This is a genomic window from Streptomyces sp. NPDC031418, from assembly GCF_055581605.1.
Map to the genome: position 1 here is coordinate 50,880 of NZ_JBVIJC010000006.1, position 13,352 is coordinate 64,231.

The 13,352-nt window shown below is 73.8% G+C and carries 10 protein-coding genes; 3 read left to right on the top strand and 7 right to left on the bottom strand.

The genetic code is table 11. The features are described from left to right. Positions 1–106 precede the first annotated feature (106 nt). Entirely contained in the window at positions 107–913 is an 807-nt protein-coding gene (locus ACZ5CZ_RS09530) for an endo alpha-1,4 polygalactosaminidase (RefSeq protein ID WP_385847066.1), read from the bottom strand. Positions 914–1,109: 196 nt separating this feature from the next. Between ACZ5CZ_RS09530 and ACZ5CZ_RS09535 the strand changes: the two genes are divergently transcribed. After that, on the top strand, positions 1,110–2,078 hold the full coding sequence (locus tag ACZ5CZ_RS09535) for an aldo/keto reductase (protein ID WP_385847068.1): 969 nt from the start codon (positions 1,110–1,112) through the stop codon (positions 2,076–2,078). A gap of 352 nt (positions 2,079–2,430) precedes the next feature. After that, the gene (locus ACZ5CZ_RS09540) at positions 2,431–4,137 is read left to right on the top strand and encodes an RICIN domain-containing protein (protein ID WP_468941407.1); all 1,707 of its coding nucleotides are present in this window, start codon (positions 2,431–2,433) and stop codon (positions 4,135–4,137) included. 599 nt (positions 4,138–4,736) lie between these two features. On the opposite strand, the gene ACZ5CZ_RS09545 is transcribed toward ACZ5CZ_RS09540, so the two are convergent. The 5 genes from ACZ5CZ_RS09545 to ACZ5CZ_RS09565 form a co-directional block, all read right to left on the bottom strand. Continuing rightward, positions 4,737–5,240, bottom strand: a complete 504-nt coding sequence (locus ACZ5CZ_RS09545) for a universal stress protein (protein WP_385847071.1) — start codon at positions 5,238–5,240, stop codon at positions 4,737–4,739. Between the two features lie 31 nt (positions 5,241–5,271). Continuing rightward, positions 5,272–6,540, bottom strand: a complete 1,269-nt coding sequence (locus ACZ5CZ_RS09550; RefSeq protein WP_468940844.1) for an arsenic transporter — start codon at positions 6,538–6,540, stop codon at positions 5,272–5,274. A 48-nt stretch (positions 6,541–6,588) separates the two neighbouring features. Then, positions 6,589–7,830 (bottom strand): polysaccharide deacetylase family protein, encoded by a 1,242-nt coding sequence (locus ACZ5CZ_RS09555; protein ID WP_468940846.1) that lies wholly within the window; start codon positions 7,828–7,830, stop codon positions 6,589–6,591. 189 nt (positions 7,831–8,019) lie between these two features. Continuing rightward, complete coding sequence (locus ACZ5CZ_RS09560) at positions 8,020–8,724, bottom strand: DUF4232 domain-containing protein (protein ID WP_468940849.1); 705 nt, start codon at positions 8,722–8,724, stop codon at positions 8,020–8,022. A gap of 150 nt (positions 8,725–8,874) precedes the next feature. Then, a complete protein-coding gene (locus ACZ5CZ_RS09565) occupies positions 8,875–10,266 on the bottom strand; it encodes a serine/threonine-protein kinase (protein WP_468940852.1) in 1,392 nt (463 codons plus the stop codon). A gap of 47 nt (positions 10,267–10,313) precedes the next feature. Here ACZ5CZ_RS09565 and ACZ5CZ_RS09570 point away from each other — a divergent pair, with 47 nt between their 5' ends. After that, positions 10,314–10,862 carry an RNA polymerase sigma factor gene (locus tag ACZ5CZ_RS09570; RefSeq protein WP_450783714.1) on the top strand — a complete coding sequence of 183 codons (549 nt, stop codon included), beginning with the start codon at positions 10,314–10,316 and terminating at the stop codon, positions 10,860–10,862. A 1-nt stretch (position 10,863) separates the two neighbouring features. Here ACZ5CZ_RS09570 and ACZ5CZ_RS09575 read toward each other — a convergent pair whose 3' ends face one another. Then, positions 10,864–13,242 (bottom strand): SpoIIE family protein phosphatase, encoded by a 2,379-nt coding sequence (locus ACZ5CZ_RS09575; RefSeq protein ID WP_468940855.1) that lies wholly within the window; start codon positions 13,240–13,242, stop codon positions 10,864–10,866. Positions 13,243–13,352 lie beyond the last annotated feature (110 nt).

Sequence of the window (13,352 nt, forward strand, 5' to 3'; positions counted from 1 at the left end):
ACGATCGGCCACGTCCCACGCCGTGCGGTCACCTGGGAGCAGCAACCGTCGTGCCCCGAATGCCGCAAGGAGGCGATCAGCCACGACCGCGCCCTCGGACGGTGGCCTATTCCGCCCCGCCCCGCGGAGCCTTCCGGACATATTCCGCACTGCCCGGCACGGACACATCCCGGTCGCGCCGGACGATGCTCAGCCGGCCGCCCCACCCGGCGACGGCCGCCCGCAGTCCGCTGTCGGTGTACTCGACGTCCACCACCCGGTCGTCGAAGGCCTTGGCGTAGACCCCGCACTCGTCGTACTGCCCGCACTCCTCCGCCACCGCGAAGTCCAGCCCGGCGCGCCGCCGTTGCCCGGCCAGCTCGGCGGTGTTCTTCTGCCCGACGGCCAGGTGCACGGCGTGCGCGTGCCGGGACAGCAGGGTCATGTACGCCATCGCGTCCGCGGCGGTGAGCAGCCGGTGGGAGCGGGTGTAGCTGTCGTAGTTGTCCGGCTCCACGGCGTCGAAGCCCCGGTGCGCGCACCCGTCGATCCACCGGTTCACCCGTGCGGCCACCCGCTGTCGCTTGGCCGGGGTGCGCAGGTCGAGCAGCGGCTCGTTCCAGTCCTCGTCGATGACGACCTCGCCGTGCGCGTCGCGCAGCAGCAGATCGGCCGGCCAGGAGGCGCGCTCCTCGGGCTGGGCCTGGAAGGCGTTGACGTAGCAGATGTTGTACAGGCCGGGCGCGGGGGAGTCGGACCGGTCGCGGCTGACGATCCGGACGCCGGCCGGCGGGGGATAGGCGCCGCCGATCTGGTAGTCGAACCCGGCGTGCCGGGGCGGCAGCCGGACCGCGGCGGGCCGCGCAGAACCGCCTCCTGCGCCGCCGGACCCGCAGCCGGCCAGCGCCGGCACGGCGACGGCGAGGGCCAGCACCGCGGCACCGGCTGCCCTGCGCGCAGCGCCGGCGCGGGAAACACCCCTGGGGGGCACAACCGCTCCCTCCTGCGCACGCCGGGCGGCGCGACGCGTTCCAGGATGAAAGCCTCTGCTCGCACACGCCGTCAAATCCGCCCCCGCCGCGTCGTAGGCTCGGCCCTGACCATCGTCGGCGAAGGCAGGAGCAGCAGCGATGCAGTACGTGAAGCTCGGTTCGACGGGTCTGGACGTCTCCCGGATCTGTCTGGGCTGCATGACCTACGGGCTGCCGGACCGCGGTGTCCACGAGTGGACCCTCGACGAGGCGGCGTCCCGCCCGCTCATCCGGCAGGCGCTGGAGGCCGGCATCAACTTCTTCGACACCGCCAACGTCTACTCGGACGGCACCAGCGAGGAGATCGTCGGAAAGGCTCTGCGGGACTTCGCCCAGCGCGACGAGATCGTGCTGGCCACCAAGGTGCACGGCCGGACGCGGCCGGGCCCCAACGGCCGCGGGCTGTCCCGCAAGGCCATCATGACCGAGATCGACCACAGCCTGCGCCGCCTCGGCACGGACTACGTCGACCTCTACCAGATCCACCGCTACGACCACGCGACCCCGGTCGAGGAGACCATGGAGGCGCTGCACGACCTGGTCAAGGCGGGCAAGGTCCGCTACATCGGGGCGAGTTCGATGTACGCGTGGGAGTTCTCCAAGGCCCAGTACACCGCCGAGCTGCACGGCTGGACGAAGTTCGTGTCCATGCAGAACCACTACAACCTCCTCTATCGCGAGGAGGAGCGCGAGATGCTGCCGCTCTGCGCGGACCAGGGCGTCGGCGTGCTGCCGTGGAGCCCGCTCGCCCGTGGCCGGCTCACCCGTGACTGGGAAACCGCCACCGAGCGCAGCGCGAACGACGCCTTCGGCAGCCGTCTGTACCTGGAGAGCGACCGCGACATCGTCGAGGCCGTCACCCGGATCGCCCAGGACCGGGGCGTGCCCCGCGCCCAGGTGGCCCTCGCCTGGCTGCTGCACCAGGACACGGTGGCCGCGCCGATCGTCGGCGCGGCCAAGCCGCAGCACATCGAGGACGCGGTGGCCGCCGTCGAACTCCGGCTTTCCGAGAAGGAGATCGAGGAGCTGGAGCGGCCCTACACCCCGCGCGCCGTCAGCGGCCACTGAGCGGAGGAATTCGATTCGTTGACAATATGTCAATGAGGGGCCGTTATAAGAAAGAAGCTGAGGGGAATGCCGAGAAACGGAAGATCTCTTGTTCCCCGGTGTGCGGTTGTGCGAAAGTGTCGGCTGTCGGCGCGCAGGCACCATACATTCCCGCTGTATGCGCCAGGCCGCTCCCCGTACACCCCCCACGCTTCAAAAGAGCCGCCTCAGGTGGACGTTCGAGCTGCCTCACCACCTCCCCATACCGATTGGTATGGACTTGTTTCGGAATCACGTCTGGAGGAATGCGGCTGTGCCCGAGGCAGACCCGTCGGACGGCGAACTCAGCGCGGAGCTGAAGAAATGGTCGGGTATGACACCCGCGCTCCATCCGGTCGGTGAACTCCTCGACCGGCACTGGGAAGCGGCCTTCGCCTATGCCCGGCTGTGCACCGAGGGCCCGCGGGCCGCCGGCATGCTCACCACAGCCGCCTTCACCCGGCTCTTCGGCGAGGCACTGCGCCAGGTCGGCCCGGCCGCGGCCTGGCGGCCCCGGGTGCTCGTCGCCGTCCGGCGCATCGCGGCCGAATGGGACGCCGACGGCCGCCAGGAACTCCTCCACCCCGGGCTGCGCTCCGCCGCCGGTGAGCGGGCCGCCGCCCGGCTGCTGCCGCCACCGGGCCGGCGCCTGCTGGCCCGCGCGTTCCAGCGGGTGCCCCAGACCGCGCGGACCGTGCTGTGGCACATCGAGGCCGAGGGCGATCCGCCGGCCGTGCCCGCCGTCCTGCTGGGCCTGGACGAGGCGGACATCGATATCGAACTCCGGCGAGCGCGCGAGCGGTTGCGGGAGGAGTGCCTCCAGGCGCACCGCGAACTCGCCCCGCAGGCCGAGTGCCTGCGCTACCAGCGCCTGCTCGACGTCACCTTCCGGCGCGGCGGGGCCGACCTCGACCCGGACCTGCGCGAGCATCTGGCCGGCTGCGACCACTGCACCCGTACCGCGGACCAACTCGCCGTCTTCCAGCAGGGTCTGGGGCTCGCGCTGGCCGAGGCGGTCCTCGGCTGGGGCGCCCGCGCCTACCACGAGTCCCGTGCACACCGGGCCCAGCAGCCGACCGCCCCTTCCCCGGCGCCGGCCGCCGTCCCGCCCCCGCCCGGCGAGGCGTTCCTGTCCTTCGCCCGCCCAGACCATCCGGCGGACCCGCTCGTCCCCGTAGAGCCGGCCGGTTCCGCCGCTGTCTCGGCCCCGGGCGCGGTGGCCGCCTCCGGACGCTCCGCGCTCCGCGCCGCCCGGCGTGCCCGACGCCGCAATCTCGCCCTGGCCGCCGTCACCGTCAGCGGCCTGGTGGTGCTGCCGCTGGTGCTGTGGTCGGCGCTCGGCTCCGGGGACGACGCCGCACCGGGCCCCGTCGGCACGGCCACGCCCACACCCGGCGGTGGCTCTCGCGCACCGGGCGCCTCCTGGGCGGGTACGAACGGCGCCGGGCGGGGCACCTTCCACGGCCGCCTGCGCAGTCTCGCCTCCGGCCTGTGCATCGCCGTGGCCGGCCCGAAGACCGTCGACGGCGCCGAGACCGAACTCGCCACCTGCTCCGCGGCACCGAGCCAGCAGTGGACGTACGAGGCGGACGGGCTCCTGCGCAACGCCGCCGACCCCGACCTGTGTCTGGACTCCCACCTCAGCTGGTCGGTCCGCCTGGCCCCCTGTACGGCCACCGGCCGGGCCGCCCGGAACATCCGCTACGACTTCACCGCCGAGGGCGCCCTGCTGCCCCGCTGGAACGAGGAACTCGCCCTCACCCCGGCCGCCACCGACGGCTCCGGCGCCCTCGTCGTGAAGACCCGCGCCCCGGGCGCCGCCCAGCGCTGGTCCGTCGACACCGCCAAGCCCCGGCTGGAGATGCGGAACGTCGACTGGGCCAGCGACACCACACCCACCCCCGCGCCGAGCACCGCCCGGCAGACCGGCGCACCATCCGCCGCACCCCCCTCCCCGACGCCGAGCGCAACACCCCCGTCACCGTCACCCTCGCGGTCGGTCGTCATCGGCCACTGGGGCGGCCGGCGTCACCACCGCTGACGCGGCTTCCGGTGTCCGGCGGGCGGCGGGGCTGGCGTAGTGGGCCGGTCCGGGGCTCGGTGCGGGCTGGCGGGCGGCACTGGGCAGGCCGCTTGGGCGAACGTCGCACCGCACCGCCCTCGGCGCCCGCGTACGACAGGTGCAGCCCTGTCGGCGCTGCCGCAGCGGCCTTAGGCGCCACGGCTCCGCCGGCACGGCTTGTGGGGGTTCGAGTCCCCGTCAGCGGGCCCTCGGCCGCTGGGCGGGTGCGGCCGGCTCGTCGTCGTTGGGCCGCTCATCGGCGGGACTGGAGTAGCGGGCCGGTCCTGGGCGGGTGCGGGCTGGGGGGGCACTGGGCAGGCCGCTTGGGCGAACGTCGCACCGCACCGCCCTCGGCGCCCGCGCATCACAGGTGCGGCCCTGCCGCAGCGGCCTCGGGGTCGCACTGCACCGCCGGCACGGCTCGTGGGCGTCCGAGTTCCCGTACGTGGGCCGATTTCCGACGGTGTCGGCTCGTCACCTTCCGGGGTAGGGGCGGCCGGGATTCCGTCAGCGGGGCCCTGGGCCCTGGCGAGTGCCCTCGGCTCGCCACCTTCGGGGCCCGGGCCTCCGAGACCCCGTCAGCGGGGATGGCGCCCGGGGTGTGGCGGTGGGGGCGGCATCGTGGACAGGTCGGGGGCGGGTTCCGGCCAGACCAGGAGGACCGGGCAGGGTGCGTGGTCGACGGCGAAGCGGGCTGCCGGGCCCAGGCTGTGCGGGCCGAGCCGGGAGCGGTCCCCGTCCCGGGCCAGGACCAGCAGATCGGCGCCCTCGGCGGCGGCCACCACCTCCCGCTCCACCCGGCCCGAGTGTTCCTCGCGGACACAGGGCCGGCCCAGCCGCTCGGCCGCCGCTCGGAGCAGTTCGCCCGCCGAGGTGTCGCTCAGCGCCTCCAGCCGGGTGCCCGGGTCGCGTTCCGGATGTCCCCGGCCGAGCAGCCCGGCGAACGCGCCGTGCGCCACCCCGGGCACATCGGGCCCGCTGACATGCAGCAGCACCACCTCGGCGTCGTCCGGCGTGTGCCGCCGCACGGCGTCCACGCAGGCGGGCCAGGTGCCCTCGACCAGCCAGGCGATCACACGCATCGGATCGGCCTCCCAGATTCCGGACCGTCTCTCAGAAAACCTGCAACGAACCCCACAGTGCCACCACCGCCACGGCCAGCGAGGACGGCACGGCGAGCAGCCCCAGCCGGGTGAACTCCCCGAGATCCACATCGTGCTCGTGCTGCTGCACGATCCGCCGCCACAGCAGTGTGGCCAGCGAGCCCGCGTAGGTCAGGTTCGGGCCGATGTTGACCCCGAGCAGTACCGCCAGCACCGCCCCCGGCCCGGCCGGCGCGGCCAGCGGCAGCAGCACCAGCACCGCGGGCAGGTTGTTGATCACGTTCGCGAGGACGGCGGCCAGCGCGGCGATGCCCAGCAGCGCCGGCAGCCCGGTATCGCCCGGCAGCACCTTCCCGAGCACGTCCGCGAGCCCGTTGTCCACGACCGCGCGCACCACGATGCCCAGCGCCAGGACGAACGCCAGGAAGGACGGCGCCGCCGCCCGGACGACGGTCATCGGGGTCGCCTTCCGCCGTACCAGCGAGCGCCCGGCCAGCACCAGCGCGCCCGCCGCCGCGACCCACGCCGGTTCCACCCCGAACGCCGACGCCACCACGAAACCGGCCAGCGTGCAGCCGACGGTCACCAGCGCGAACAGCGGCAGGGACGGCGCCTCGCCGGTGTCCCGGCCCGCGGGGGCCGCCGCCCCGAGGTCACGGCCGAAGAACCCCCGGAACACCACGTACTCGGCGCCGATCGCCACCAGCCAGGGCAGCGCCATCAGCGCCGCGAACCGGGTGAAGCTCAGCCCGCTGGCCGCGAACGCGAGCAGGTTGGTCAGATTCGACACCGGCAGCAGCAGCGACGCCGTGTTCGACAGATGGGTGCAGGCGTAGACATGCGGCTTGGGCCGTACGCCGGTCCGCGCGGCCGTGGCGAAGACCACCGGGGTGAGCAGCACGACCGTCGCGTCCAGGCTGAGGACGGCGGTGATGACGGAGGCCAGCACGAAGACGGCCGTCAGCAGCCGCACCGGACGCCCGGCCGCCCACCGCGCCATCCACGCCCCGCAGGCCTGGAACAGCCCTTCGACATCGCAGAAATGGGCGAGCACCAGCACCGCCGCGAGAAAGCCGACGACCGGCCCGAGCCGTTCTGCCTCGGCCCGGGCGTGGTCCAGCGAGATCGCGCCGGTGGCGACCGCGATCCCGGCGGCGGGGACGGCCATGACCGCCTCCGGCCACCCGAAGGGCCGTACCACGGCCCAGACGAGTACGGCCACGAGCAGGATCGCGGACAGGGCCTCGGCGAGGGGGGTGTTCAGGGCGGGTCCTTCCACAAACGATCAGTCGGTGCCCGCCCATGAAAACAGATGAAGGTGAAAGAACTACGAACTGCGGCTGCCCGCCGCGCCCAGGAACTCCGCCCAGCCACCCACCGGGACCTGCCCCGGCGCCAGGGTGCGCAGCGTGCGCAGCACCGCCGGGTCCTGCGCCTCCAGCCACGCCACCAACTGCTTGAAGGACACGAACCGCACGTCGTCGTGGGCGGCCATCTTCCCGATCGCCTCCTCGACGGCGTCCATGTAGATGCCGCCGTTCCAGCGCTCGAAGTGGTTGCCGATGAAGAAGGGGGCGCGGTTGGTGTCGTAGGCGCGCTGGAATCCGGCGACATAGGCGTCGCGGGCCTGGGTGCGCCAGGCGTCGTACTGGCCGCGGTCGCCGTTCGGATTGCCGCCGGACTGGTTGAACATCATGTTGTAGTCCATCGACAGCACCTGGAAGGAGTGCCCGGGGAAGGGTATGGATTGCAGCGGGAAGTCCCAGATCCGGCCGCCCTGCACCTTCTGGGGCCAGATCTGGAGTCCGCCGGGGGAACTGGCGTCGTACTTCCAGCCGAGCGCCGCGGCCGTGGGCAGCAGACGTGCCTGGCCCTCCAGGCACGGAGTGCGGCCGCCGATCAGCTCCTTGCGGTAGTCGAAGGGGAGCGGTTCGAGGTCGGTGAAGCCGGTGTTGGTCTTCCACTTCGTCACGAAGTCCACCGCCTGGTCGATCTCGCTGCGCCACTCGGCCGGGGACCAGTTGCGCACGCCGTTCGCGCCGCAGAAGTGCCCGTTGAAGTGGGTGCCGATCTCGTGGCCCTCCAGCCAGGCGGCCCGCACCTGCTGGAGCGTGGCGTGGATGTGCCGGTCGGCGAGGTAGCCGATCGCGGAGGCGCCGACCGGGTGCTGCGGCGGGCGGTACAGGTCCTTCTTGGCCTCGGGCAGCGTGTAGATGCCGCTGAGGAAGAAGGTCATCGTGGCGCCGTGGTCGGCGGCCACCTTCCGGAACCTGGAGAAGAGCTTGTTGCTCAGCTCGCCCGCGCCGTCCCAGGAGAACACCACGAACTGCGGCGGCTTCTGGCCCGGCTTCAGCCGCTCGGGCTTCGGCTGGTGCGGCTGGGGTCCGGTGTCGGCGGTGGAGCCGTCGCCGATCGGTTTCGCCGGGCGGGCCTGTGCCGTGCCCTTGCCGCTGCCCGAGTCCGGTCCGTCGACCGACAGACCGGTGCCGGACGAGCAGGCGGCCAGGGCGCCCAGGGCGCCCGCCGCAGCGCCCGCCGTCAGCATCCGCCTGCGTGAGATCCCGCTCATGTTCTCCCCGAATTTCCTCGTCAAGGCCCCCGTGGGGCCTCTTCGTCGTGCGGTCGACGGGTTCGATGACGGGGTCCGGCGGAAAGATCGCGGCCGATCGGCCCTGTTGCCGTTCTGTGACAGTTGTGGCGCGCTCATGACGAACCCCGCTGCCACGGGGTGACAGCGGGGCCGGCGGAGCGGGGTCGGTCAGGGGCCGGTGCCGGGGCTGAGGACGGACAGGAAGACCGACGAGGCGTTCCCGGACACCGGCACCGCACCGCCCGTCCAGGTCACCCGCAGATGGTCCCGCTCGTCCGGCGGGGTGATCAGCAGCGCGGCCGGGGTGGCCGTCTTCGCGCCGCTCACCCCGGGGTTGGAGAAGGTCAGGCCCGCCCAGGCACTCTGCCCCGGCTTGAGCGTGACCGTGACCGGCGAGCCCGACTGGCGCTTGGGGTCCGGGCCCAGCTGCGTGCCGCTGGAGGCCACGAACGCGGCACCGGGATAGCCGCGCACGGTGCAGGTCCGGGTGGAGCCGTTGGTGAGCACCACGGGGAAGTTCTCCTGGCCGGCCCCCGGGTCGTTGCGGCCGACGGAGGCGCGCAGTTCGGAGGTGTGGCAACGGCTGCTCGTCGCGGCCGTGGCCGTACCGCCGACCGGGGCCGTGCTCGCCCGGGGAGCGGTCGTGGCCGGGGCGGGCTTCGTCGCCGGGTGCCCGGCGGGTGCGGAGACGGCCGCGGAGGCGGGTTCCTGTTCCTGTGGGGTGCCGGTCGCGGGCGCGGCCGTACCGGAGGCGGTGACCGCCTTGCTGGGCTGGACCTGGTGGTCGTTGCCGCAGGCGGTCAGCAGGCCCAGCGCGACGACCGTGCCGACGAGCAGGGCCCCGTGCCGCGCGGTCCGGGGTGTGTAGACCATGTCGCTCAACACTCCTGGAGGGTCGGGGCACGCGATGCACCGCGTGCCTGCGGCGCCGGGTGCGCCGTCACCACACTCCGATGCACGCGCCGCCGGAAAAGTTCGGGACACACCAGGTTCTTTTCCCCGCTTTGACCTTCGGCCGACGTCTCAGCCCACCCGCAGCGAGCGAAGTACGCCGTCGGTGGCGTTCGCGTCACCCCGCTGGCGTATCTGCACATACACCTGCGGCTGCGCGGAGCCGTCCGCCGGGGTCAGCGCGGACTCGGTGACCGAGCCGCCGTCCGGGCAGCCGCTCCAGGCCCGCACCAGTCCGTGCCACTGGGCGCTGGTGAAGTCGTGGCTGCCGGTGTAGCGGCAGCCGCCGTGGGCGAGCGCCTTCACCCGGGCGGTGACATCACCGTGCTCGCTGACGCCGACGAACGCGCCGTCCACGGCGGCCCGCAGATCCGTCCAGCGGGTCAGGTCGTCGGCGATCACCAGCGCCGGCTCGTGCCCTGGTGCCAGCCCGAGGACCCGCGGGTCCCAGCCGGCGTCGCGCAGCTGACGGCTCCAGCCGGCCGGGACCTGGACGACGATCCGTCCGGTGGAGTCCGTGACCCGCGCCGCCTCCGCCGTGCCACCGCGGCCGTTCAGCACCGTCACGGTGACCGCGGCCGCCGCCGCGGTGAGCACCGCGGCGAGGGCCAGCGTCACCGTGTTGAGCCGGCCGCGCACCCCGTCCAGCCGCCGCCCGCCGGCCGGCCGCCCGTCGCCCGCCGCCAGCCGGTCCAGCTCGTCCGCGAACGCCTGCGCGCCCGGCCAGCGCCGCGCCCGGTCCGGCTCCAGCGCCCGCAGCAGCGCCCGCTCCACGCCCTCGCCGAGGTCCGGCCGCAGCCGCCGGGGCGGTACGACCCTGCCCGGCGGACCCGGCACCGTCCCGGTCACCAGCTCATAGCCGACCGCGCCCAGGCTGTAGACGTCGGCCCGCTCGTCGATGCCCTCGCCGGGCTCCGCCTGCTCCGGCGGCCGGTAACCGGCCGAGCCCGCCGCCAGGGTCAGCACCGAGGCCTGCGCGAGACTCTTCGCCAGCCCCAAGTCGGCCAGCAGCACCCGCCGGGAGCCGTCCGGGGCGGTGTGCAGCAGCACGTTGGTCGGCTTGATGTCCCGGTGCACGATCCCGGCCTCGTGCAGCGCGGCCGCCGCCCGCGCGGCCTCCGCGGTCAGCACCAGCGCGTCGGGCACCGGCAGCGGGCCGGCCGTGAGCAGATCGGCGAGGGTGCCGCCGGCGGCGTACTCCATCACGAAGTACGGCCGTCCGTCGGGTAGTTCACCGATGTCGTAGACCTGCACCACCCGGCTGGAGCCGGCCCGGCGCAGCAGCCGGGCCTCGGACAGGAAGCGGTCCCGGATGTCGAGCCGGTGCGCCCAGTTCTCCGCGAGGACCTTCACCGCGACCGGGGCTTGCAGCTCCTCGTCGTGGGCGAGCCAGACCGTGGCGAAGGCGCCGCTGCCCAGCGGCCGTTCGAGGCGGTGGCGGCCGATCCGCTCCAGGGGGTGCATACGACTATCATGCCTGCCCTGAGATCGACTGAGAGGTGGACCCTTCCGTGCAGGACCAGGCGCCGATCGAGGACCTCGCCCGGCGTGCCGCCGCGGGCGACAGCACGGCCCTGGACCGGCTGCTGGGCGAGATCCGGCCCGAGGTCGTCCGCCGCTGCGGGCGCTTCCTGCCCTGCCGGGAGGACGCCGAGGAGGCCGCCCAGGACGTGCTGGTCCAGGTGGCCCGGCACATCGCCGCCTTCGAGGGCCGCAGCCGGTTCGGCACCTGGCTGTACACGGTGGTCGCCAACTGCTGCCGGCAGAAGTACCGCGAGCTGAAGCGGCGGGCCGCCGAGCAGCCCGCCGCCATCGAGCCGTCGTACGCCGTCGACCCGCGCACCACCAGCGTCATCGCCGGGTCCCGGGTGGACCTGCTGGAGGCGCTGGACCGGCTGGAGCGGGAGCATCCGCACCTGGTGGCGCCGCTGGTCTACCGGGACATCTGCCAGCTGGAGTACGCCGAGGTCGCCGAGCGCGTCGGCATCCCGCTCGGCACCCTGAAGTCCCGGCTGCACGAGGCCCGCAAGCAGGTACGGGCCTGGCTCGCGGCCGGCTGAGTCACTCCTCCTCGAACAGCGCCAGCTCCGCCCAGATCGTCTTGCCCTCCGCGGTGTGCCGGCTGCCCCACCGCTGCGTCAGCTGGGCGACCAGCAGCAGACCCCGGCCGCCCTCGTCGAAGGTCTTTGCCCGCCGCAGATGCGGCGCGGTGTGGCTGCTGTCGGACACCTCGCAGATCAGGGTGGCCACGTCATGGATCAGCCGCAGCCGGATCGGATGGGAGCCGTACCGGATCGCGTTGGTCACCAGCTCGCTGACCACCAGCTCCGTGGTGAACGAGGCCTCGGTCAGCTGCCAGCTGTCCAGCTGCTCCGCGACCTGTTTGCGGATCGGCGCGACCAGTGCCGGATCCGCGGGGATGTCCCAGGTCGCCACCCGTGAGGCCGGCAGCCCCTGGGTGCGGGCGAGCAGCAGCGCCACGTCGTCGGCGGCACTGCCCGACGGCAGCAGGGCGTGCAGGATCCGGTCGCAGATCTCGTCCAGCGAGTCCGCGTAGCGGGCCAGGGCCGCGGTCAGCAGCTCCCGGCTGGTGTCGCCGTCCCGCTCCCGGGACACCACCAGACCGTCCGTGTACAGGGCGAGCACCGTGCCCTCGGGCAGCTCCAGCTCGGCCGACTCGAACGGCAGACCGCCCAGGCCCAGCGGGGGACCGGCGGGCAGGTCCAGCGGCTCGGGGCGGCCGCCGGGCCGCAGCAGCAGGGGCGGCGGATGCCCGGCGCGGGCCAGCGTGCAGCGCCGGGACACCGGGTCGTACACCGCGTACAGGCAGGTGGCGCCGACCTCGCCGGGGCTGCCGTCGCCGCCGGCCTCGTCCGACAGCCGCAGCACCAGGTCGTCCAGGTGGGTGAGCAGCTCGTCCGGGGCCAGGTCGATGTCGGCGAGGGTGCGTACGGCGGTGCGCAGCCGGCCCATGGTGGCGGAGGCCTGGACGCCGTGCCCGACGACGTCTCCGACGACCATGGCGACCCGCATGCCGGACAGCGGGATCACGTCGAACCAGTCGCCGCCGACCCCGGCCCGGGCGGCCGGCAGATACCGGGAGGCGGCCTGCAAGGCGGCCGTGTGCGGCAGCGAGCGGGGCAGCAGACTGCGCTGGAGCGCGAGCGCGGTCTCCCGCTCGCGCGAGTAGCGCCGGGCGTTGTCGATGCAGACGGCGGCGCGAGTGGTGATCTCCTCGGCCAGCAGCATGTCGTCCGCGGTGAAGCCGTCCGGCCGCCGGTGGCGGGTGAAGACCGCCACGCCGAGGGTGAGCCCGCGGGCCTGGACGGGCACCGACATCGAGGAATGGATGCCGAAGGTGCGCACCCGCTCACCGCGCGCGCTGTTCCAGGTCAGCCACGAGGCCATCTCGCCCGCGGCCACCGAGGCGATGATCGTGTGGCCCGCGGTCAGCGAGTCGGCCTGCGGGGAGCCGGCCGGGTACTCCTCGGTCTGCCCGGGCTTCAGCACCGCCTCCGGCGCCCCCTCCAGGACCGATCTGTGGGCGGCGCGGCGCAGCACCACCGGCGCCGTCACACGGGCCGGCGGCTCACCGCCGTACTCCTCGGGGTCCAGCAGGTCGATGGTGACGAAGTCGGCGAGCGCCGGCACGCAGACCTCGGCCAGTTCCTGGGCCGTGCGCCCCACGTCCAGGGTGGTGCCGATGCGTACGCTCGCCTCGTTCACCAGCTGGAGCCGCTGCCGCGCCCGGTAGTTGTCGGTGACGTCGTGGGCGGCCAGGCACACCCCGCGCACCCGCCCCCCGCTGTCGCGCACCGGTGCCATCCGGGCGAGCCAGGCGTGCGCCCGGTCCTCGCCGCCGGTGCGCATGAAGGTCTGGAGATCGAGCGGCAGGCCCGTGGTCAGCACCTGGAGCAGGCCCGCCTCCAGCTCGGCGCTCTGCGGCCTGCCGCCGATCTCCGCGAGCCGCAGCCCGCGCACCCGCTCCTCGGGCAGGCCGATGACCTCGGCCATCGCGTCGTTCATCCGGCACAGTCGCAAGCGCTCGTCGTAGACCGCGATGGCGCACGGCGACTGGACCAGGCCGGCCTCGGCGAGCGGGTCGTCGGCGCCGGACGGGCGCCGGCCGGTCAGCGGGGTGACCACCAGCCAGTCGCCCGGGCGGCCGTCGCTCGGCGGCCGGCGGTGGGCGAGCAGCCAGACGGAGACGGTACGGCCGTCGCGGTGGCGCAGAGCGACCTCGCCGTGCCAGCGGGGGCCGCTGGGCGGGGCCGGGCGGCCGTCCCCGGCCAGCAGCCCGGCGGCGGGCCGGCCCAGGACGGCTTCCGGGGAGTGGCCGAGCAGGCGTCGCGCGCCTTCGTTCCACTCCACCAGCGTTCCGTCGTCATCGATGACAGCCCGGGCCGTCGCCGCGTCGTCGAACGGATAGACCCGGCTCATCGTCGCCGCTCCCAAGCGCACACTCACAGTGAACAGGTGGCACCACTTGAGTTCCAGCGTAGTGCTTCGCGCACGTCCGTGAACCGCAACCCCCGGCCGGCCGGCCCGTG